Below are 20,161 nucleotides of genomic sequence, written 5' to 3'. Positions count from 1 at the left end.
TTTTTTTTGTGCGGGGCGCAATCTGCCGGGAGAAAGTGCTGGCAGCCGGTTAGCCGCAAGCCTTCATGTCTACGGGGCCGACAAACTCGTTGCCGCGGCCCATCACGCACGCCACGCTCTGGTTGCGCTGACGTTCCCATGCCTGAACCGGGTAGGTCTTGTTCCAGGCTTCGTACAATTGCCGATCCTGTTTCGACAGGCGTAAGCCGTACTGCTTGCTCATGTAGAAATAGGTTCGGGCGATCATGCCGCGAATGGAAGGGCGGGGCATGACCTTCTTCGCCTTGAAGTCGATCTGAGTCAGGCACGAGCCATATTGACCCGATTGCACGGGTAGCCAGCCGAAACTGAAATTGCTCCGATCGCCATTCACCTCGCCGATGCTGGGTACCAGATTGTGCAGGTCGGCCTCAGCTTTTTGATAGGTCGGGTCGTAGCGCGTGCAGTTCTTGCGACCTCCTTGTTGCCAGCACTGACGCTGATGGCCGATCTGCCAGGCAGGAACAATGTGTTCCCACTCGATGCGCGAGGCGCGCTTGGCGTTTTTGCGTGGCACATAACCACAGGCGGCGAGGTTCACGCGGTTGCCGGTGTATTTGCAGCCGCAATAAAACTCGGTGGATTGCGGAGCGTACAACTTCCAGGCGACTTTCTTGGCTTCGTTGAAGGTGCGTGGGGCGCCAGCCTGGGCACCAAGGGTGATGAGCAGAAACAGCAAAGCAAACCAGCGGACGCTCATTGACTCAATCTTCCTTCGGCACAACCCAGAAAATCTGCACGCCGCCATCGTCGCGATGGGCGAGGGTGACGTTGTCGTTCTCGTCGATTTCTTCGAGCAAACGCTCCCACTCATCCACGGGTTCGTCCGGAAGACGGAAGATCAGTGCAGCTTTGGCTTTCTGGGCGGTGGGGGAATTGATGATTTTCTGAATGCGCATACCCAGGCGTTCGTAAGCGTCAGGAGAGGCGGAGGTAGTGGCCACGGAGTTATCCTTATTAAGCTGTACGTGCATACAGTATTTAACTGTAGGCATTTTCGCAACTGCTTAAAATTCAAGAAAATCCTCTGACAGTGGTTTTTTCCGTTTGGTGTAGGGCGAAGGGAGATTTTTTATCGGAAAGAGGTCGTGAACCACTCGCCAGGACTGGCGAGTGGTGACAGCGGTGCCCGACCGCGAACGGGTCGGGCGCGGGCGAATCAGTACTCCCAGAACATCCGTTGCAGCTCTTTGCTGTCGTTGGTCTTGGTCAGTGCGACCATGGCCAGGATGCGGGCTTTTTGCGGGTTCAGGTCGTGAGCAACAACCCAGTCGTACTTGTCGTCAGGCTGTTCAGCGTTACGCAGGACGAAGCCGCCGGCATTGACGTGAGAAGAGCGAATGATTTGTACGCCGTCTTTGCGCAAGGCCTGCAGGGCGGGAACCACGCGGGACGATACCGAGCCATTGCCGGTGCCGGCGTGGATGATGGCTTTGGCGCCCGACTGCGCAAGGGCTTTGTAGGCGGTGTCGCTGACGTTGCCATAGGAGTAGGCAATTTCGACGTCAGGCAGACTCTTGATGGTTTTGATGTCGAATTCCGAGTCCATGGTGTGACGCTTTGCCGGCAGGCGGAACCAGTAGGATTTGCCTTCGACCACCATGCCCAACGGCCCCCAGGCACTTTTGAACGCCTCGGTCTTGATGTTGATCATTTTGCTGACATCGCGACCCGACTGGATTTCATCGTTCATGGTCACCAACACGCCTTTGCCGCGCGCGTCTTTGCTGCTGGCCACGGCGACGGCGTTGTACAGGTTCAGCATGCCGTCGGCCGACATGGCGGTGCCAGGGCGCATGGAGCCGACGACGATAATCGGCTTGTCGGTTTTCTCCACCAGGTTCAGGAAGTAAGCAGTTTCTTCCAGGGTGTCGGTGCCGTGGGTGATGACAATGCCATCGACGTCTTTGCTGTCGGCCAGTTCAGCCACGCGACGTCCCAGTTGCAGCAGGTTGTCGTTGGTGATGCTTTCGGATGCGATCTGCATGACTTGTTCGCCGCGAACGTTGGCCAATTGGCTCAGTTCCGGAACTCCTGCGATCAATTGTTCGATGCCGACTTTCGCCGCTTGGTAGGTGGCGCTGTTGGCGGCGCTGGCGCCAGCGCCGGCAATGGTGCCGCCGGTGGCCAGGATCACCACGTTCGCCAGTTTCTGTTGGGTTTCGATTTCTTTTGCCTGAAGGGCTGTAGGCAGAAGCATAAGCAGGGCCAAGGCGCCCGGAATAAAAGTGTTGAAGGCAGATTTCATTATTGTTTTCTCTAGTAGTGAGGCGGTGCAGATGCAAGTTCATCTAGAAGCGCCCCAAGCAGATCTGAACGCCGGGGGTGTAGAAGAAGAGCAGGATCTGTACCAGTCGGACGCTGGAGAAGGTGATCTTTTAACCTGATGATTTTTATCAATATTGTTGCCGTGGCTGGCGATACTTCGCGCCTGGCTGTCCGGGTTTCCGAATATGTTCAGCTTTTATGTTCGGCTCACCGACCTTCATTGAGAAGGTCGCCTTGCAAAATCGAAAATCGGTGCTAAAGAAAACCCCGCACAGGTCGATGCTCCTTTAAAGGATCTATTTTTTCAGGAGTTCACATGTCGTTTACTGTCGGTTTTGCAAATGCAGGCGCAATCACTATCGGGGGTAAATCCCCGGCGACCATCAACGACTTGAGTGAAGCAACATCCGACGCCTCGGCCCAGGCGCTGGGCGAAGAGCAGGGCGACGACAAGCAGGTCAGAACCGCTGGCGGCGCGGCGGCTCAGAGCGAAAGCAAATCCGAGAAAACCAGCAGTCAGAGTATTGCGGTGCAGGTATTGCTCAAGCGCATGCAGGAACTGCAGCAGCAACTGCGCGAACAGCAACAGCAACTGGCGGCCGCTCAGGCGGCGAATTATTCGACCCCGGAAGCCAAGGCCAGCGCAGTCATGACAATCCAGGGGCAAATCGCCAATACCAGCGCTGCACTGGCGCAAGTGACCGGCAATCTGGTCAAGGAGCTGGCCAAGGATTCCAGCGGTGGCGGTCTGGTCAACACCACGGCGTGATAAAAAAACGGGTTGGTTTTTGCCAACGGATACACAGAACAGGTCGTTGACAAATCTCGGCAGGGTTCGCATAGTTCGGTCTACGCAAACGTTTGCGCGGTCGCCGTCGATGGGTTGATCCATTGATGATCCAGCGCAAGCGTTGCTAAGAATAATCATAAGATCGGAGTGAACCCATGAAGTTGCCATTCGCTGGACGTCTTCTCTCTGTCGCTATGCTGGCTGCCGCATCCGCAGCGTTGCCTGTCTCTTCGGCATTCGCCGCAACCCCTGAAAAACCTAAAGTCGCGCTGGTCATGAAATCCCTGGCCAACGAGTTCTTCCTGACCATGGAAGACGGCGCCAAGGCCTACCAGAAAGACCACTCCGGCGACTTCGAGCTGATCTCCAACGGCATCAAGGACGAAACGGACACGGCCGGCCAGACGCGCATCGTCGAGCAAATGATCCTGTCCAAGGTCAACGCGCTGGTCATCGCTCCGGCAGACTCCAAGGCCATGGTCCCGGTCATCAAGAAAGCAGTCGATGCCGGTATCACCGTGATCAACATCGATAACCAGCTGGACCCGGCTGTCGTCAAAAGCAAAAACATCACCGTTCCATTCGTAGGCCCGGACAACCGCAAAGGTGCGCGCCTGGTGGGTGAGTACCTGGCCAAGCAACTGAAGGCCGGTGACGAAGTCGGCATCATCGAAGGCGTTTCCACCACCACCAACGCCCAGCAGCGCACGGCCGGCTTCAAGGATGCGATGGAAGCGGCGCAGATCAAAGTCGTGTCCCTGCAGTCCGGCGATTGGGAAATCGACAAGGGCGGCAAAGTGGCCTCGTCGATGCTCAGCGAATACCCGAACATCAAGGCCCTGCTGGCCGGCAACGACAGCATGGCGGTCGGCGCGGTCTCTGCCGTACGTGCCGCCGGCAAGGCCGGCAAGGTGCAAGTGGTCGGTTACGACAACATCAATGCGATCAAGCCAATGCTCAAGGATGGCCGCGTCCTGGCCACCGCCGACCAGTTTGCTGCCCGGCAAGCAGTATTCGGCATCGAGACCGCGCTGAAAATCATCAAGGGCGAGAAAGTCGATAGCGGCGCCAACGGCGTCATCGAAACTCCGGTAGAGCTGGTTACCAAGTAGTCTTTCTGGCGACACAACGGTGCTCGCCCCTTGGGGCGGGCGCATGGAGAGTTTTTATGTCAGTTTCCGCCCCGAACGCTGTCCTCTCGGTCAGCGGTATCGGTAAGACCTACGCTCAACCTGTCCTGACCGGCATCGACCTGACGCTGATGCGCGGCGAAGTGCTGGCGCTGACCGGCGAGAATGGTGCCGGCAAAAGTACGCTGTCGAAAATCATTGGCGGGCTGGTCACGCCGACCACCGGCCAGATGCGATTCCAGGGGCAGGATTACTGCCCCGGCAGCCGCAGCCAGGCTGAAAAGCTGGGCGTGCGCATGGTCATGCAAGAACTCAATCTGTTGCCGACATTGTCGGTGGCGGAAAACCTGTTCCTCGACAACCTGCCCAGCCTCGGTGGCTGGATCAGCCGCAAGCAACTGCGCAGGGCGGCGATCGAGGCCATGGCTCAGGTCGGCCTCGATGCCATCGATCCGGACACCCTGGTCGGTGAGCTGGGTATCGGTCACCAGCAGATGGTGGAAATCGCCCGCAACCTGATCGGCGATTGCCATGTGCTGATCCTCGACGAGCCGACCGCGATGCTGACGGCCCGTGAAGTCGAAATGCTGTTCGAGCAGATCACTCGTCTGCAGGCGCGCGGCGTGTCGATCATCTACATTTCCCACCGTCTCGAAGAACTGGCACGGGTGGCCCAGCGCATCGCGGTATTGCGCGACGGCAACCTGGTGTGCGTCGAGCCGATGGCCAATTACAACAGCGAGCAACTGGTCACCCTGATGGTCGGACGTGAGCTGGGCGAGCACATCGACATGGGCCCGCGCAATATCGGTGCTCCGGCCTTGACGGTCAAAGGGCTGACTCGCTCCGACAAGGTTCGCGATGTGTCTTTCGAAGTGCGCGCCGGCGAGATCTTCGGGATCTCCGGTTTGATCGGGGCAGGGCGCACCGAGTTGCTGCGCCTGATCTTCGGCGCCGATACAGCTGACAGCGGCACCGTCGCGCTGGGGTCGCCGGCTCAGGTGGTGGATATTCGTTCGCCGGCCGACGCGGTCGGTCATGGCATCGCGCTGATCACCGAAGATCGCAAGGGCGAAGGCCTGCTGCTGACGCAATCGATCAGCGCCAACATTGCCCTGGGCAATATGCCGGTGATTTCCAGCGGCGGCTTCGTCAACAACGGTGACGAGATGTCGCTGGCCCAGCGTCAGATCGACGCCATGCGCATTCGCAGCTCCAGCCCGACGCAATTGGTCTCGGAATTGTCCGGCGGCAATCAGCAGAAAGTGGTGATCGGCCGTTGGCTCGAACGCGACTGCACGGTGATGCTGTTCGACGAGCCGACCCGAGGCATCGACGTCGGCGCCAAGTTCGACATCTATACATTGCTCGGTGAGTTGACCCGTCAGGGCAAAGCACTGGTGGTGGTGTCCAGCGACCTGCGCGAACTGATGCTGATCTGTGACCGCATTGGCGTGCTGTCGGCAGGGCGTCTGATCGACACCTTCGAGCGTGACAGCTGGACCCAGGATGATTTGCTTGCCGCCGCGTTCGCCGGCTACCAAAAACGTGATGCGTTGCTCAACGAAGCAGCGCCTAGGGATCTTCCATGAATACTGCAACTCTGGTCGGCAAACGTAGTGGCAATTTTTACGGCCTCGGCACTTACTTGGGCCTGGCCGGTGCCTTGCTGGCGATGGTCGCGCTGTTCTCTGTGTTGAGCAGCCATTTCCTGTCTTACGACACCTTCAGCACCCTGGCCAACCAGATTCCCGATCTGATGGTGCTGGCGGTCGGCATGACCTTCGTATTGATCATCGGCGGAATCGACTTGTCGGTGGGTTCGGTGCTGGCGCTGGCGGCGTCGACAGTCAGCGTGGCGATTCTCGGCTGGGGTTGGAGCGTGCTGCCGGCGGCGTTGCTGGGAATGGGTGCCGCGGCACTGGCGGGCACCATCACCGGTTCGATTACCGTGGCCTGGCGGATTCCGTCGTTCATCGTGTCCCTCGGTGTGCTGGAAATGGCGCGGGGCCTGGCATACCAGATGACCGGTTCGCGCACCGCTTATATCGGTGATGCCTTCGCCTGGCTGTCCAATCCGATCGCGTTCGGCATCTCGCCGTCGTTCATCATTGCCTTGCTGATTATCTTCATCGCCCAGGCTGTGCTGACCCGTACGGTGTTCGGTCGTTACCTGATCGGCATCGGCACCAATGAAGAAGCGGTACGTCTGGCGGGGATCAATCCGAAGCCCTACAAGATCCTGGTGTTCAGCCTGATGGGGCTGTTGGCCGGTATCGCTGCGTTGTTTCAGATCTCTCGCCTGGAAGCGGCGGACCCGAATGCCGGCTCCGGTCTGGAGCTGCAAGTGATCGCCGCGGTGGTGATCGGCGGGACCAGCCTGATGGGCGGGCGCGGTTCGGTGATCAGCACCTTCTTCGGTGTGTTGATCATTTCCGTACTGGCGGCCGGTCTGGCGCAGATCGGCGCGACCGAGCCAACCAAACGCATCATTACCGGTGCGGTTATCGTGGTGGCGGTGGTGCTCGATACCTATCGCAGTCAGCGCGCAAGCCGGCGGACCTGAGTCATGGCAACGATCAAGGATGTAGCGGCACTCGCGGGCATTTCCTACACCACGGTTTCCCATGTGGTGAACAAGACGCGGCCAGTCAGTGAGGAAGTGCGGATCAAGGTCGAGGCGGCAATCAAAAGCCTCGACTACGTGCCCAGCGCCGTGGCTCGCTCGTTGAAGGCGAAAACCACCGCGACCATCGGCCTACTGGTGCCCAACAGCCTCAACCCGTACTTCGCCGAGCTGGCCCGTGGCATCGAGGATTACTGCGAGCGCAATGGCTATTGCGTCATTCTCTGCAATTCCGATGACAACCTGGACAAGCAGCGCAGCTACCTTCGCGTGCTGCTGGAAAAACGCATCGACGGCTTGATCGTAGCGTCTGCCGGTGGTGACAGCAGCTTGGCCGAAGGCCTGACGGGCGTGCGTACGCCGATGGTGATCGTCGACCGTGACCTGGAGGGTGTCGATGCGGACCTGGTGCGCATCGATCACGAATACGGTGCCTATCTGGCGACCCGGCACTTACTGGAGTTGGGGCATCGGGACATCGCCACGATTGGCGGCCCGGCGAGTACCAGCGTGGCGCAGATGCGTCTGGCCGGTTATTGCCGGGCGTTGAAAGAGGCGGGCGTCGAGGTGCCGCGCGAGCGCATGCTGGAAAGCGACTTCACCAGCACCGGCGGTTACAACGCCGCCGCGATCCTGCTGGAAAAGAACCCGCCCAGCGCGATCTTCGCCGGCAACGACATGATCGGCATCGGTGTGTTGCGTGCCGCTGCCGAGCGCAATATTCGTGTGCCCACCGAGCTGTCGGTGATTGGTTTCGACGATATCCAGATGAGCCGTTACGTCTATCCGGCGTTGACCACCGTGGGCCAGTCAATCCTGCAACTTGGCGAGATGGCGGCCGAGGTGTTGCTGCGTCGGATCGCCGCGCCGGATCTGGCGACCGATCAGCGCATCGTGACGCCCAGTATTGTCCTGCGGGAATCGACCGCGCCGCTGGCCGGTGTGTTTGCCCAATATCGCTGAGCCGAAAGCACCGCTAAACAAAAAAAGCACCGCTGAAATCGAATTGATGAGTAAAGATGTATGCCAGCAAAAGTAGTGGTAATAGGCAGCCTGAACATGGACCTGGTGACCCGGGCGCCACGGCTGCCCCATGGTGGTGAAACGCTGATCGGCCAGTCATTTGCCACGGTTTCCGGCGGCAAGGGTGCGAACCAGGCCGTGGCCGCGGCGCGGCTGGGAGCGCAGGTGTCGATGGTCGGTTGTGTCGGCAGCGATGCTTATGGCGAAGCGCTGCGCGGAGCGCTGTTGGCCGAGCGGATCGATTGCCAGGCCGTCAGTACGGTCGAGGATTCCAGCGGCGTGGCGTTGATCGTGGTCGATGACAACAGTCAGAACGCGATCGTGATTGTTGCTGGTGCCAACGGCGCGCTGACCCCTGAGGTGATCGACCGTTTCGACAACGTATTGCAGACGGCGGATGTCATCATCTGCCAGCTGGAAGTGCCGGATGCCACGGTCGGCCATGCTTTGAAACGCGGTCGTGAGCTGGGCAAGACCGTGATCCTCAATCCGGCGCCGGCCAGTCGCCCCCTGCCGGCGGATTGGTATGCGGCCATCGATTACCTGATCCCCAACGAAAGCGAAGCGTCGGCCTTGAGCGGTTTGCCGGTGGATTCCCTGAGCACTGCCGAAGCCGCCGCGACCCGCTTGATCGCCATGGGCGCCGGTAAGGTGATCATCACCCTTGGCGCTCAGGGATCGCTGTTCGCCAATGGCATCACCTTCGAGCATTTCCCGGCACCGAAAGTGAAAGCAGTCGATACCACCGCAGCCGGCGACACGTTTGTCGGTGGTTTCGCAGCGGCCCTGGCGGCCGGCAAAAGCGAGGCCGAGGCGATCCGTTTCGGTCAGGTCGCCGCTGCGCTGTCGGTCACCCGGGCTGGCGCGCAACCTTCGATTCCTACCTTGTCCGACGTACAGGCGTTTAAAGCACCATGAAAAAGACACCTTTGCTCAACGTCGCGTTGTCGCGGCTGATCGCATCCCTGGGTCATGGCGACACCGTTGTGATCGGCGATGCCGGCTTGCCAGTACCGCCCGGCGTCGAGTTGATTGACCTGGCCTTGACCCATGGCATTCCGGATTTCATCAGTACCTTGAAGGTTGTGCTCAGCGAAATGCAGGTCGAAAGCCATGTGCTGGCCCATGAAATTCTCGATAAAAAACCGTCGGCCTTAAGCGTGCTGGATGAACTGAATGCCGAAGGTGCGCTTGGCCGGCGCGAGCTGATCAGTCATGAACAATTCAAGGCGCTCAGCCGACAAGCGAGGGCGATTGTTCGTACAGGCGAATGTCAGCCGTACTGCAACATCGTTTTGGTGGCTGGCGTAACGTTCTAACTTTCCGTTCTTCCCACGCACAAGGAGTGCGCTATGCCTCGCTATGCTCAGAAACTGCATCACCTGCTTCGGAGTCTGCTGCTTTTGTCCCTGATTACCGCAACAAGCGCCTACGCGGCGGAAAAGATCGACTTGATCATCGACACCGATCCAGGTGCCGACGACGTGGTCGCCTTGCTGTTTGCCCTGGCCTCGCCGGAAGAGTTGAACATTCGTGCGCTGACCACCGTCGCTGGCAACGTGCGTCTGGACAAGACCTCGCGTAATGCGCGTCTGGCCCGTGAATGGGCAGGGCGTGAGGAGGTGCCGGTGTACGCGGGGGCGCCGAAACCGCTGATGCGCACGCCGATCTATGCCGAAAACATCCACGGCAAGGAAGGTCTGTCCGGTGTCACCGTGCATGAGCCGAAGAAAGGCCTGGCCGAAGGCAATGCAGTCAACTACCTGATCGATACCCTGAAGGCCGCCAAACCCCATAGCATCACCATCGCCATGCTCGGCCCGCAGACCAACCTGGCCTTGGCGCTGATCCAGGAGCCTGAAATCGTTCAGGGCATCAAGGAAGTGGTGATCATGGGCGGTGCGCACTTCAATGGTGGCAACATCACCCCGGTGGCCGAGTTCAATCTGTTCGCTGACCCGCAGGCGGCGGAAGTGGTGCTGAAGAGTGGCGTCAAACTGACCTATCTGCCGCTGGACGTGACCCACAAGATCCTCACCAGTGAAGCGCGCCTGCAGCAAATCGCCGCATTGGACAACAATGCCAGCAAGCTGGTGGGCGATATTCTCAACGAATACGTCAAAGGTGACATGGAGCACTACGGCATTCCGGGTGGCCCGGTGCATGACGCCACGGTCATCGCTTACCTGCTCAAGCCGGAACTGTTTACCGGTCGCTCGGTAAACGTGGTGGTCGACAGTCGAGAAGGGCCGACCTTCGGTCAGACCGTTGTCGACTGGTATGACGGCCTGAAGGCACCGAAGAATGCCTTCTGGGTTGAAAATGGCGACGCCCAGGGCTTCTTCGATCTGCTGACCCAGCGCCTAGCTCGCTTGAAGTAATCCATAGACCCGCAGGTGCCAGCCTGCGGGGTTTTCCGCTACTCGGTATCCGTTGCACTCATGCCCTTATAGTCGTCGGAGTATTTCTCGAGAACCTGGGTTATGAAGGTCTGGGCGGCCTGTGTCCCCAATTCCTTGACCAGCAAATCGATACCAATGATTGCCAGCTCTTCCGGACTGCCCGGGCTGTAAGAGCTGTGGCCCTGTGGCCACTTGATTGTGATATTGGCGTCGATGCTTACGGTGGTCATGATGGCGCTCGTGAAGTCGGGAAAGTCTGAGTGTCGAGTTAACCATTTTGCAGGACGTTTGGCACTCCGACTTAGGCATCAGGAGAGGGCTATGCGACACTTGGTCTTTGACGAATTTTCAAGGATTGTGCTGTGCAGATCGATTTGAACACTCCTGACGGCTTGACCCTCGAAGCAGTGCGTCAGCTACTGGCCTCTGCCAGCGACGATGAGCACACTCAGTTGCGGGTCACCAAGGGCGGCATCGCTTACATTTCGTCGGGTGTCGTGGGTGGTACTGATATCGACGGGCTGCGGTTTCGCCTGGAAACATGGGCCAAGGGCTCGGGTTATGTCGGACGGGTCGCAGCCAGCGATGAGGTGTGGGTCATGCAGATCTTCAACGCGCTGAAAGACAACTGGCCGAATCCGCCGTACGACTACATCGACGTCTATTGAACGCTGTTCATATTCAGTGACGATTGCGGGATGAACGCCAGGGCGATGCTCAGGCAAACTCGCCACTCGTCCAGATCGAGGGCAGGGCGATAGCGCCCGCCTTGAAACCAAACACCAAAATGGCGGTCGCACGATCTCTGCTTAATTTTTGAAAGAAAGGAGGCTTCATGCCTTGGAAGCTCGCATCATTGGGTACGTTGTTGGCCGCCACTCTGCTGGCCGGTTGCAGCAGTACGTCCACCGAGTCGGCAAAGGACCCTGTGGCGACCGATACCGGCCACAGCCGTTGTGAAGCAAAGGCTGCCGAATTCACCATTGGCAAAAAGGCTTCGCCCGAATTGCTGGAGCAGGCGCGTACCCGTGCAGGCGCGCAGAATGCCCGGTTTCTCAAGCCTGATGACATGGTGACTCTGGAGTACCGCTCCGATCGCCTGAACCTGAGCACCGACAGCAATCTGGTGGTCACCCGCGTCAACTGCGGCTGATTGTTTTTGTTTCACCCATAAAAAACCCCGTCACATGGACGGGGTTTTTTTAGTGCGCCAGAAAATTACTCTGGGCGAACTTGTGCAGCTTGCATACCCTTTTGGCCTTTCTCAGCCACGAAGGAAACGGTTTGGCCTTCTTTCAGGCTTTTGAAACCGTCGCTTTCGATAGCTTTGAAGTGTACGAACAGGTCGTCACCGCCACCTTGAGGAGTGATGAAGCCGAAGCCTTTTTCATCGTTGAACCATTTAACGGTGCCGGTTTGGCGATTAGACATGGTGTATCTCCAAGAAACATATATTTTCAGTAGTACTGTGCTGCTCAGGCCAACTGGGCACACCGGAGTATCATAGTCGAAATGTTCGCTTTGGGAGCCCCCCGGACGTGCTGTTTGCCCTACAGTCGCGTTCTCTTTGTTGCTCTGTATGGCTGAAAGCCCCGTTTTAAAAGGCTTTCAGCCGAAAGTAAAGACAATAAAAAAAGCTGTAAAACCTGCATAAATCGTACGAAAAAGCTGAAAACCATCACTTTTTATCAGCGTTGGGCCGAGTCAAAAGGACTTTTTCCTCACTTTTTCGCCGGTGCATTGGCCTTGCATTTGGCGATCTCGCCCAGTGCCTTTTGTTGCAGTTCCGGGGTGGCCTTGTTGTCCATCAGCGACTGAATATCGCTGGCCGGGTAGGATTTGATCGCGTCGGCGCCACAAGCGCAGTGGGATTTTGCCGCAGCAGCGCCAATCTGAGGGGAAGCCGCCTGTGTGCACTGAGCCATGTACTTCTCGCGCTCACCCTTTGGCCAGTCGGCATGGGCGGCCAACGGCAGCAACAGGACGAGGGGGGCGACTACTGCGAATAAACGATTCAGACGCATGCTGAGATGCTCCTTTCGGGTCAATGTCTTTTATCTGATGGGTGACACGGGGTTCAAGTTCAGCACTCTGGCACAAAAAAGCCTGATTTGCCCCAGCAGAAAACCTCGGTGCATCGATGACCGTTCATCTGTGCTAGCATGCCTGGCTCGGGTGTTTGCAGGCTCCGGATGACCTTCCGTCCCGGCAGCGGCAAATGCGCGAATAACCCTGATTTGAATCCCAGTCACTCTGGTTCGGTTTTCCGGTTGGCCGCAAGGCTCCTGCCGCTGTAAGGCAGGCGTTCGTCATTGAATGGCCTGGATCGGATCTTGTACTGGCTCATCCCAACCCACGTGACCTTTGGTAGGGGTCACCACTAGGAGAGGAGGCGCCATGCCAACTATTACTCTTCCCGACGGCAGTCAACGTTCATTCGATCACCCGGTTTCCGTAGCCGAGGTCGCCGCATCCATCGGTGCAGGCCTGGCCAAGGCCACCGTAGCCGGCAAGGTCAATGGCAAGCTGGTCGACGCCAGCGACATCATCGACAGCGATTCTTCGCTGCAAATCATTACGCCAAAGGATGAAGAGGGGCTGGAGATCATTCGCCACTCTTGCGCCCACCTGGTTGGCCACGCGGTCAAGCAGCTGTACCCGACGGCCAAGATGGTCATCGGTCCGGTCATCGAAGAAGGCTTCTATTACGATATCGCCTTCGAGCGTCCTTTCACGCCTGACGACCTGGCCGCCATCGAACAGCGCATGCAGCAGCTGATCGAGAAAGATTACGACGTGATCAAGAAAGTCACTCCGCGCGCCGAAGTGATCGAAGTGTTCAAGGCTCGCGGCGAAGACTACAAACTGCGTCTGGTCGAAGACATGCCGAACGAGCAGGCCATGGGCCTGTACTATCACGAAGAATACGTCGACATGTGCCGCGGTCCGCACGTGCCGAACACGCGCTTCCTGAAATCCTTCAAGCTGACCAAGCTGTCCGGCGCCTACTGGCGTGGCGATGCCAAGAACGAGCAATTACAGCGCGTTTACGGCACCGCATGGGCGGACAAGAAGCAGCTGGCGGCTTACATCCAGCGCATCGAAGAAGCTGAAAAGCGCGATCACCGCAAGATCGGCAAGCGTCTGGGCCTGTTCCACACCCAGGAAGAGTCGCCGGGCATGGTGTTCTGGCACCCGAACGGCTGGACGCTGTACCAGGTGCTCGAGCAGTACATGCGCAAGGTTCAGCGCGACAACGGTTACCTGGAGATCAAGACTCCACAAGTCGTTGACCGCAGCCTGTGGGAGAAATCCGGGCACTGGGCCAACTACGCCGACAACATGTTCACCACGCAGTCGGAAAACCGCGACTACGCCATCAAGCCGATGAACTGCCCGTGCCACGTGCAGGTGTTCAATCAGGGCCTGAAAAGCTACCGCGAGCTGCCGATGCGTTTGGCCGAGTTCGGTGCCTGCCACCGTAACGAGCCGTCGGGTGCACTGCACGGCATCATGCGTGTTCGCGCCTTCACTCAGGACGATGCTCACATCTTCTGTACTGAAGAGCAGATGCAGGCCGAATCCGCCGCGTTCATCAAGCTGACCATGGACGTCTATGCCGACTTCGGCTTTAAAGAAGTCGAAATGAAACTGTCCACTCGTCCGGAAAAACGCGTCGGTTCCGACGAGTTGTGGGATCGCGCCGAAGCGGCATTGGCCGCAGCCCTTGATAGTGCGGGCCTGCCGTACGATCTGCAGCCGGGCGAGGGTGCGTTCTACGGTCCGAAGATCGAGTTCTCGCTGAAAGATTGCCTCGGCCGTGTCTGGCAGTGTGGTACCCTTCAGCTCGATTTTAACCTGCCTGTCCGTCTGGGAGCCGAATACGTCTCCGAAGACAACAGTCGCAAGCACCCGGTGATGTTGCACCGGGCGATCCTGGGTTCCTTCGAGCGCTTCGTCGGAATTCTGATCGAGCACTACGAGGGTGCATTCCCCGCGTGGCTGGCGCCGACCCAGGCAGTGATTATGAATATCACTGATAAACAAGCCGATTTTGCCGCCGAGGTTGAAAAAACTCTCAACGAAAGCGGATTTCGTGCCAAGTCTGACTTGAGAAATGAAAAGATCGGCTTTAAAATCCGCGAGCATACTTTGCTCAAGGTTCCCTATCTCTTGGTTATCGGAGATCGGGAAGTCGAGATGCAGACTGTCGCTGTGCGTACTCGTGAAGGTGCTGACCTGGGCTCGATGCCCGTCGCCCAGTTCGCTGAGTTTCTCGCGCAAGCGGTTTCCCGGCGTGGTCGCCCAGATTCGGAGTAATTATTATTAAGCGTGAAATGAGACAAGATAAACGAGCTGCACCGAAAGCCCCGATCAACGAGAATATCTCGGCACGCGAGGTTCGGTTAATTGGGGCTGAAGGTGAACAGCTTGGGATTGTGTCAATTGAAGACGCGCTTCTTAAGGCTGAAGAGGCCAAACTGGATTTGGTGGAAATTTCCGCCGATGCAGTACCCCCTGTTTGCAAACTGATGGACTACGGCAAATCGATCTTCGAAAAGAAGAAGCAGATTGCCGCGGCCAAGAAAAACCAGAAGCAGATTCAGGTTAAAGAAATCAAGTTTCGTCCAGGGACGGAGGAAGGGGATTACCAGGTAAAACTGCGCAACCTGGTACGTTTCCTGAGTGACGGGGACAGGGCCAAGGTATCCTTGCGATTCCGCGGCCGTGAGATGGCCCACCAGGAGCTGGGGATGGAACTCCTCAAGCGAGTTGAAGGTGACTTGCTCGAGTACGGTTCGGTCGAACAGCATCCTAAGATGGAAGGACGCCAGCTGATCATGGTCATCGCCCCGAAAAAGAAGAAGTAATCAACAGGGCACGGCAGGCCTTCTGATTATGTTTATCAACTGAATGCGGAGTATCCGAACATGCCAAAAATGAAAACGAAAAGTGGTGCTGCTAAGCGGTTTTTGAAAACTGCTAACGGTATCAAGCACAAGCACGCTTTCAAGAGCCACATCCTGACTAAAATGTCGACCAAGCGTAAGCGTCAACTGCGCGGTAGCAGCTTGCTGCATCCGTCTGACGTGGCAAAAGTCGAGCGCATGCTGCGCCTTCGTTAATTTTAGTCAAGAATAGAGGAAGTAACTCATGGCTCGTGTAAAGCGTGGCGTCATTGCCCGTAAACGTCACAAAAAAATTCTGAAACTTGCTAAAGGCTACTACGGCGCTCGCTCGCGCGTATTCCGTGTTGCCAAGCAAGCGGTAATCAAGGCAGGCCAATACGCCTACCGTGACCGTCGTCAGAAAAAACGTCAGTTCCGCGCTCTGTGGATCGCTCGTATCAACGCTGGTGCACGTATCAACGGTCTGTCCTACAGCCGTTTCATCGCCGGCCTGAAAAAAGCGTCCATCGAGATCGACCGTAAGGTTCTGGCTGATCTGGCAGTGAACGAAAAAGCGGCGTTTGCTGCGATTGTCGAGAAAGCTAAAGCCACCTTGGCTTAAGTACCCCCGACAGTCACCCGGTCTCACCTCTGTGGGGCCAGGTGTTAAACGTCATAAATAGGGGAAGAGCCTTCAAGCTCTTCCCCTATTTTGTATCTGGAGTCTGTACATGGAAAACCTGGATGCGCTCGTCTCTCAAGCACTAGAGGCTGTGCAAAGCGCTGAAGATATCAATGCCCTGGAGCAAATCCGGGTTCACTACCTTGGCAAAAAGGGTGAATTGACTCAGGTGATGAAGACCCTGGGGAATTTGCCGGCAGAAGAGCGTCCGCAAGTCGGTGCGCTGATCAACGTTGCCAAGGAGCGTGTCACAGAGGTTCTCAATGCGCGCAAGGCGTTGTTCGAGGAGGCCGATCTTGCGGCCAAGCTCGCCGCCGAATCCATTGACGTGACCCTGCCTGGCCGCGGCCAGACCTCAGGCGGTCTGCATCCGGTTACCCGGACTCTGGAACGTATCGAGCAGTTCTTCACCCACATTGGCTACGGCATCGCCGAAGGCCCTGAGGTCGAAGACGATTACCACAACTTCGAAGCGCTCAACATCCCAGGCCATCACCCGGCCCGGTCGATGCATGACACCTTCTATTTCAATGCCAACATGTTGCTGCGCACCCATACCTCGCCGGTACAGGTCCGCACCATGGAATCGAAACAGCCGCCGATCCGCATCGTCTGCCCAGGCCGTGTGTACCGCAGCGACTCCGATATCACCCACTCGCCGATGTTCCATCAGGTCGAAGGCCTGCTGGTCGACCGCGATATCAACTTCGCCGACCTGAAAGGGACCATCGAAGAGTTCCTGCGCGTGTTCTTCGAAAAAGAACTGGCCGTGCGTTTCCGTCCTTCGTACTTCCCGTTCACCGAGCCATCCGCTGAAGTCGACATGGAATGCGTGATGTGCAGCGGTAAAGGCTGCCGTGTCTGCAAGCAGACTGGCTGGCTGGAAGTCATGGGCTGCGGCATGGTTCACCCGAACGTGCTGCGTATGTCCGGGATCGACCCGGAAGAGTTTTCGGGCTTTGCCTTCGGCATGGGCGTTGAGCGTCTGGCCATGCTGCGTTACGGCGTGAACGACTTGCGTCTGTTCTTCGACAACGACTTGCGGTTCCTCGCGCAATTTCGCTAGTCGTAACGAATTCTTAGGAGAGCAGGATGAAATTCAGTGAACAATGGCTGCGTGGCTGGGTAAGCCCGCAGGTAAATCGCGACGAGCTGGTTGCTCGTCTGTCGATGGCCGGTCTTGAGGTCGATAGCGTTACGCCGGCCGCCGGTGAATTCAGTGGCGTGGTGGTGGGCGAGGTGCTGAGCACCGAGCAACACCCGGACGCCGACAAGCTGCGCGTTTGCCAGGTCAGCAGTGGCGCGGAGACCTTCCAGGTTGTGTGCGGTGCGCCAAACGTGCGCCCGGGTCTGAAGATCCCGTTCGCCATGATCGGTGCCGAACTGCCAGGCGATTTCAAAATCAAGAAAGCCAAGCTGCGTGGCGTTGAATCCAACGGCATGCTGTGCTCCCAGGCTGAGCTGCAAATTGGCGAAGGCAACGACGGCTTGATGGAATTGCCGGCCGATGCGCCGGTCGGTCAGGACATTCGTGAATACCTGAACCTGGAAGACGCCAGCATCGAGGTCGACCTGACCCCGAACCGCGGTGACTGCCTGTCTCTGGCCGGTCTGGCCCGCGAAGTCGGTGCGCTTTATGCTGCCCCGGTGGTGCGCCCGGCCATTGCCAGCGTTCCTGCCGTGCACGACGAAGTGCGTTCGATCGAAGTACTGGCGCCGAACGCTTGCCCGCGTTACCTGGGTCGCGTGATCCGTAACGTTGACCTGTCCAAGCCTACGCCACTGTGGATGGTCGAGCGCCTGCGTCGCGCCGACGTGCGCAGCATCGACGCCGCCGTCGACATCACCAACTACGTGATGCTGGAACTGGGCCAGCCGCTGCACGCATTCGATCTCGCCGAAATCAATGGCGGCATCCGCGTGCGCATGGCCGAAGATGGCGAGAAGCTGGTGCTGCTCGACGGTCAGGAAGTCAGCCTGCGTAGCGATACGCTGGTGATCGCCGACCACACCCGCGCCTTGGCTATCGCCGGCGTCATGGGGGGCGAGCACAGCGGCGTCAACACCGCGACCACCCGCGATATTTTCCTGGAAAGCGCGTTCTTCGACCAGATTGCCGTCGCTGGCAAGGCTCGTTCCTACGGCCTGCACACCGACGCTTCGCACCGCTACGAGCGCGGCGTGGACTGGAAGCTGGCCCGTGAAGCCATGGAGCGCGCCACTGGCCTGCTGCTGGAAATCACCGGTGGCGAAGCCGGCCCGATCGTCGAAACCGTCAGCGAGCAGCATCTGCCGTCGATCGCACCGATCACCCTGCGTGCCCAGCGCATCACCCAGATGCTGGGCATGGAAATGGATTCGGCCGAAGTCGAGCGTCTGCTCAGCGCTTTGGGCCTGACCATTACTGCCGATGGGGCAGGGCAGTGGCGCGTTGAAGTGCCAAGCTTCCGTTTCGATATCAGCCTGGAAGTCGATCTGATCGAAGAGCTGGCCCGTTTGTATGGTTACAACCGTCTGCCGGTTCGTTACCCGCAAGCCCGCCTGGCACCACAAGCCAAGGCTGAAGCGCGCAGCGATCTGCCTGAACTGCGTCGTCTGCTGGTGGCTCGTGGTTATCAGGAAGCGATCACCTACAGCTTCATCGATCCGAAACAGTTCGAGTTGTTTAATCCGGGTGTCGAGCCGCTACTGCTGGCCAACCCGATTTCCAACGACATGGCTGCCATGCGTTCGTCCCTGTGGCCGGGCCTGGTCAAGGCGCTTCAGCACAACCTGAACCGCCAGCAGGATCGCGTCCGCCTGTTCGAAAGCGGTCTGCGTTTCGTTGGTCAGCTGGAAGGCCTTAAGCAAGAGCCGATGCTGGCTGGTGTGGTGTGCGGTAGCCGTCTGCCGGAAGGCTGGGCGCAAGGTCGCGATGTCGTGGATTTCTTCGACGTCAAAGCCGATGTGGAAGCGGTGCTGGGCTTCGCCGGTGCACTGGATGCGTTCACGTTTGTGCCGGGTAAACACCCTGCTTTGCACCCGGGTCAAACCGCGCGCGTCGAGCGTGATGGTCGCCTGGTCGGCTATGTCGGTGCTATCCACCCTGAATTGTCGAAAACCCTCGGTCTCGACCGTCCGGTCTTCGTTTTCGAGCTGGTTCTGGCCGAAGTGGCTTTGGGCAAAATGCCAAAATACAGCGAGTTGTCGCGCTTTCCTGAAGTGCGTCGTGACTTGGCATTGATTGCGGCCACGGACGTGCCGGCCACTGCTGTGCTGGATGTAATCCGTGAAAATGCAGGCGAATGGCTCACGGACCTCAGGCTATTTGACGTGTATCAGGGTAAAGGCATTGATCCTGATAGAAAAAGCCTTGCGGTCGGCTTGACCTGGCAGCATCCATCGCGCACTCTTAATGACGATGAGGTGAATACCGCAACGCAAAACATCCTCACCTCGCTCGAACAAAGGTTGAACGCCACGTTAAGGAAGTGACGTATGGGGGCTTTGACGAAAGCTGAGATGGCGGAACGTCTGTACGAAGAGCTGGGCCTGAACAAGCGGGAGGCCAAGGAATTGGTCGAACTGTTTTTCGAAGAAATCAGGCACGCGCTCGAAGACAACGAACAAGTCAAATTGTCCGGTTTCGGCAATTTCGACCTTCGGGACAAACGCCAGCGGCCTGGCCGCAATCCGAAAACGGGAGAAGAAATCCCGATCACGGCTCGCCGTGTGGTCACCTTTCGTCCAGGGCAGAAGTTGAAGGCCCGAGTTGAGGCTTATGCTGGAACCAAGTCATAACGACGAACTACCCGTCATCCCGGGCAAACGCTACTTCACCATTGGTGAAGTCAGCGAGCTGTGTGCGGTAAAACCACACGTGCTGCGCTACTGGGAGCAGGAGTTTCCTCAACTCAACCCCGTCAAACGCCGCGGAAACCGCCGGTATTATCAGCGCCAGGATGTGCTGATGATCCGGCAGATCCGCGCGCTTCTTTACGATCAGGGGTTCACCATCGGCGGCGCACGCTTGCGTTTGTCCGGCGATGAAGCCAAAGACGACACCACCCAATACAAACAAATGATCCGCCAGATGATCGCCGAGCTGGAAGATGTTCTGGTGGTCCTCAAGAAATAAATTCCTGCTTTTAAATACTTCCAGTTTTCAAAAGCTTGCGATATATTCTTGAGCGTTCCTCGAGATGAGGGACAGAGTCAACGCCTAGTCGGGGCGTAGCGCAGTCCGGTAGCGCACTAGCATGGGGTGCTAGGGGTCGAGTGTTCGAATCACTCCGTCCCGACCATATTTACTGAGTAAAATCAGGCACTTAAG

At 57.9% G+C, this 20,161-nt stretch carries 25 protein-coding genes and 1 tRNA gene; 20 read left to right on the top strand and 6 right to left on the bottom strand.

From position 1 onward, the window contains the following. Positions 1–49: 49 nt before the first annotated feature. The 3 genes from AC07VO_RS13125 to AC07VO_RS13115 form a co-directional block, all read right to left on the bottom strand. Positions 50–739 (bottom strand): endonuclease, encoded by a 690-nt coding sequence (locus AC07VO_RS13125; RefSeq protein ID WP_138867070.1) that lies wholly within the window; start codon positions 737–739, stop codon positions 50–52. A 4-nt stretch (positions 740–743) separates the two neighbouring features. Next, complete coding sequence (locus AC07VO_RS13120; protein ID WP_064616810.1) at positions 744–1,034, bottom strand: DUF1654 domain-containing protein; 291 nt, start codon at positions 1,032–1,034, stop codon at positions 744–746. 164 nt (positions 1,035–1,198) lie between these two features. Next, positions 1,199–2,287 (bottom strand): asparaginase, encoded by a 1,089-nt coding sequence (locus AC07VO_RS13115; protein WP_018930289.1) that lies wholly within the window; start codon positions 2,285–2,287, stop codon positions 1,199–1,201. On the opposite strand from AC07VO_RS13115, the gene AC07VO_RS13110 reads away from it, so the two are divergent. From AC07VO_RS13110 to AC07VO_RS13070, 9 genes are all read left to right on the top strand, one after another. Then, positions 2,268–2,426 carry a hypothetical protein gene (locus tag AC07VO_RS13110; RefSeq protein ID WP_167331207.1) on the top strand — a complete coding sequence of 53 codons (159 nt, stop codon included), beginning with the start codon at positions 2,268–2,270 and terminating at the stop codon, positions 2,424–2,426. The two genes, AC07VO_RS13115 and AC07VO_RS13110, sit on opposite strands and share 20 nt — an antisense overlap. Before the next feature lie 197 nt (positions 2,427–2,623). Next, positions 2,624–3,076, top strand: a complete 453-nt coding sequence (locus tag AC07VO_RS13105; RefSeq protein WP_192351497.1) for a hypothetical protein — start codon at positions 2,624–2,626, stop codon at positions 3,074–3,076. A 176-nt stretch (positions 3,077–3,252) separates the two neighbouring features. Further along, positions 3,253–4,209, top strand: a complete 957-nt coding sequence (locus AC07VO_RS13100; protein ID WP_495007567.1) for a sugar ABC transporter substrate-binding protein — start codon at positions 3,253–3,255, stop codon at positions 4,207–4,209. 56 nt (positions 4,210–4,265) lie between these two features. Continuing rightward, positions 4,266–5,819 (top strand): sugar ABC transporter ATP-binding protein, encoded by a 1,554-nt coding sequence (locus AC07VO_RS13095; RefSeq protein WP_192351495.1) that lies wholly within the window; start codon positions 4,266–4,268, stop codon positions 5,817–5,819. Then, the gene (locus AC07VO_RS13090) at positions 5,816–6,793 is read left to right on the top strand and encodes an ABC transporter permease (RefSeq protein ID WP_007940220.1); all 978 of its coding nucleotides are present in this window, start codon (positions 5,816–5,818) and stop codon (positions 6,791–6,793) included. The genes AC07VO_RS13095 and AC07VO_RS13090 overlap by 4 nt, the downstream gene beginning before the upstream one ends. A gap of 3 nt (positions 6,794–6,796) precedes the next feature. After that, complete coding sequence (locus tag AC07VO_RS13085) at positions 6,797–7,816, top strand: LacI family DNA-binding transcriptional regulator (RefSeq protein WP_019649606.1); 1,020 nt, start codon at positions 6,797–6,799, stop codon at positions 7,814–7,816. Between the two features lie 60 nt (positions 7,817–7,876). Then, positions 7,877–8,794 (top strand): ribokinase, encoded by a 918-nt coding sequence (gene rbsK / locus AC07VO_RS13080; RefSeq protein WP_192351493.1) that lies wholly within the window; start codon positions 7,877–7,879, stop codon positions 8,792–8,794. Beyond that, entirely contained in the window at positions 8,791–9,195 is a 405-nt protein-coding gene (rbsD, locus tag AC07VO_RS13075; protein ID WP_018930283.1) for a D-ribose pyranase, read from the top strand. Before rbsK ends, rbsD begins: the two co-directional genes overlap by 4 nt. A 33-nt stretch (positions 9,196–9,228) precedes the next feature. Further along, complete coding sequence (locus AC07VO_RS13070) at positions 9,229–10,257, top strand: nucleoside hydrolase (RefSeq protein WP_192351491.1); 1,029 nt, start codon at positions 9,229–9,231, stop codon at positions 10,255–10,257. Between the two features lie 38 nt (positions 10,258–10,295). Here AC07VO_RS13070 and AC07VO_RS13065 read toward each other — a convergent pair whose 3' ends face one another. Continuing rightward, the gene (locus AC07VO_RS13065) at positions 10,296–10,508 is read right to left on the bottom strand and encodes a hypothetical protein (RefSeq protein WP_018930281.1); all 213 of its coding nucleotides are present in this window, start codon (positions 10,506–10,508) and stop codon (positions 10,296–10,298) included. Positions 10,509–10,640: 132 nt separating this feature from the next. Between AC07VO_RS13065 and AC07VO_RS13060 the strand changes: the two genes are divergently transcribed. After that, entirely contained in the window at positions 10,641–10,946 is a 306-nt protein-coding gene (locus AC07VO_RS13060) for a hypothetical protein (protein WP_018930280.1), read from the top strand. Between the two features lie 167 nt (positions 10,947–11,113). Continuing rightward, complete coding sequence (locus AC07VO_RS13055; RefSeq protein ID WP_018930278.1) at positions 11,114–11,431, top strand: I78 family peptidase inhibitor; 318 nt, start codon at positions 11,114–11,116, stop codon at positions 11,429–11,431. Positions 11,432–11,496: 65 nt separating this feature from the next. Here AC07VO_RS13055 and AC07VO_RS13050 read toward each other — a convergent pair whose 3' ends face one another. Both AC07VO_RS13050 and AC07VO_RS13045 read right to left on the bottom strand, forming a co-directional pair. Beyond that, positions 11,497–11,709: a cold-shock protein gene (locus AC07VO_RS13050; protein WP_003179963.1), complete on the bottom strand. Its 213-nt coding sequence runs from the start codon at positions 11,707–11,709 to the stop codon at positions 11,497–11,499. Between the two features lie 290 nt (positions 11,710–11,999). Then, a complete protein-coding gene (locus AC07VO_RS13045) occupies positions 12,000–12,302 on the bottom strand; it encodes a hypothetical protein (protein ID WP_138867073.1) in 303 nt (100 codons plus the stop codon). Between the two features lie 373 nt (positions 12,303–12,675). On the opposite strand from AC07VO_RS13045, the gene thrS reads away from it, so the two are divergent. The 9 genes from thrS (at position 12,676) to AC07VO_RS13000 (ending at position 20,132) form a co-directional block, all read left to right on the top strand. Beyond that, entirely contained in the window at positions 12,676–14,598 is a 1,923-nt protein-coding gene (gene thrS / locus AC07VO_RS13040; protein WP_007940231.1) for a threonine--tRNA ligase, read from the top strand. Further along, a complete protein-coding gene (infC, locus tag AC07VO_RS13035; protein ID WP_172435341.1) occupies positions 14,598–15,149 on the top strand; it encodes a translation initiation factor IF-3 in 552 nt (183 codons plus the stop codon). Before thrS ends, infC begins: the two co-directional genes overlap by 1 nt. Positions 15,150–15,209: 60 nt before the next feature. Continuing rightward, the gene (rpmI, locus tag AC07VO_RS13030) at positions 15,210–15,404 is read left to right on the top strand and encodes a 50S ribosomal protein L35 (protein ID WP_002553160.1); all 195 of its coding nucleotides are present in this window, start codon (positions 15,210–15,212) and stop codon (positions 15,402–15,404) included. A gap of 28 nt (positions 15,405–15,432) precedes the next feature. After that, positions 15,433–15,789 carry a 50S ribosomal protein L20 gene (gene rplT, locus AC07VO_RS13025; protein ID WP_007905879.1) on the top strand — a complete coding sequence of 119 codons (357 nt, stop codon included), beginning with the start codon at positions 15,433–15,435 and terminating at the stop codon, positions 15,787–15,789. Positions 15,790–15,898: 109 nt separating this feature from the next. After that, positions 15,899–16,915, top strand: coding sequence for a phenylalanine--tRNA ligase subunit alpha (pheS, locus tag AC07VO_RS13020; protein WP_007940232.1), 1,017 nt, complete (start codon positions 15,899–15,901; stop codon positions 16,913–16,915). 26 nt (positions 16,916–16,941) lie between these two features. Beyond that, positions 16,942–19,323, top strand: a complete 2,382-nt coding sequence (gene pheT, locus AC07VO_RS13015) for a phenylalanine--tRNA ligase subunit beta (protein ID WP_192351489.1) — start codon at positions 16,942–16,944, stop codon at positions 19,321–19,323. A gap of 3 nt (positions 19,324–19,326) precedes the next feature. Beyond that, positions 19,327–19,629, top strand: a complete 303-nt coding sequence (gene ihfA / locus AC07VO_RS13010; RefSeq protein ID WP_002553164.1) for an integration host factor subunit alpha — start codon at positions 19,327–19,329, stop codon at positions 19,627–19,629. Beyond that, positions 19,610–19,966 carry a MerR family transcriptional regulator gene (locus tag AC07VO_RS13005; protein WP_003179985.1) on the top strand — a complete coding sequence of 119 codons (357 nt, stop codon included), beginning with the start codon at positions 19,610–19,612 and terminating at the stop codon, positions 19,964–19,966. The genes ihfA and AC07VO_RS13005 overlap by 20 nt, the downstream gene beginning before the upstream one ends. An 89-nt stretch (positions 19,967–20,055) precedes the next feature. After that, positions 20,056–20,132: transfer RNA gene (locus AC07VO_RS13000), tRNA-Pro, on the top strand. The last annotated feature ends 29 nt before the right edge of the window (positions 20,133–20,161 follow it).

Source organism: Pseudomonas sp. GW821-FHT03E01 (assembly GCF_059420765.1).
The sequence above is the reverse complement of the archived record's forward strand: the minus strand, read 5'-3'. Positions and strand labels throughout refer to the sequence as shown.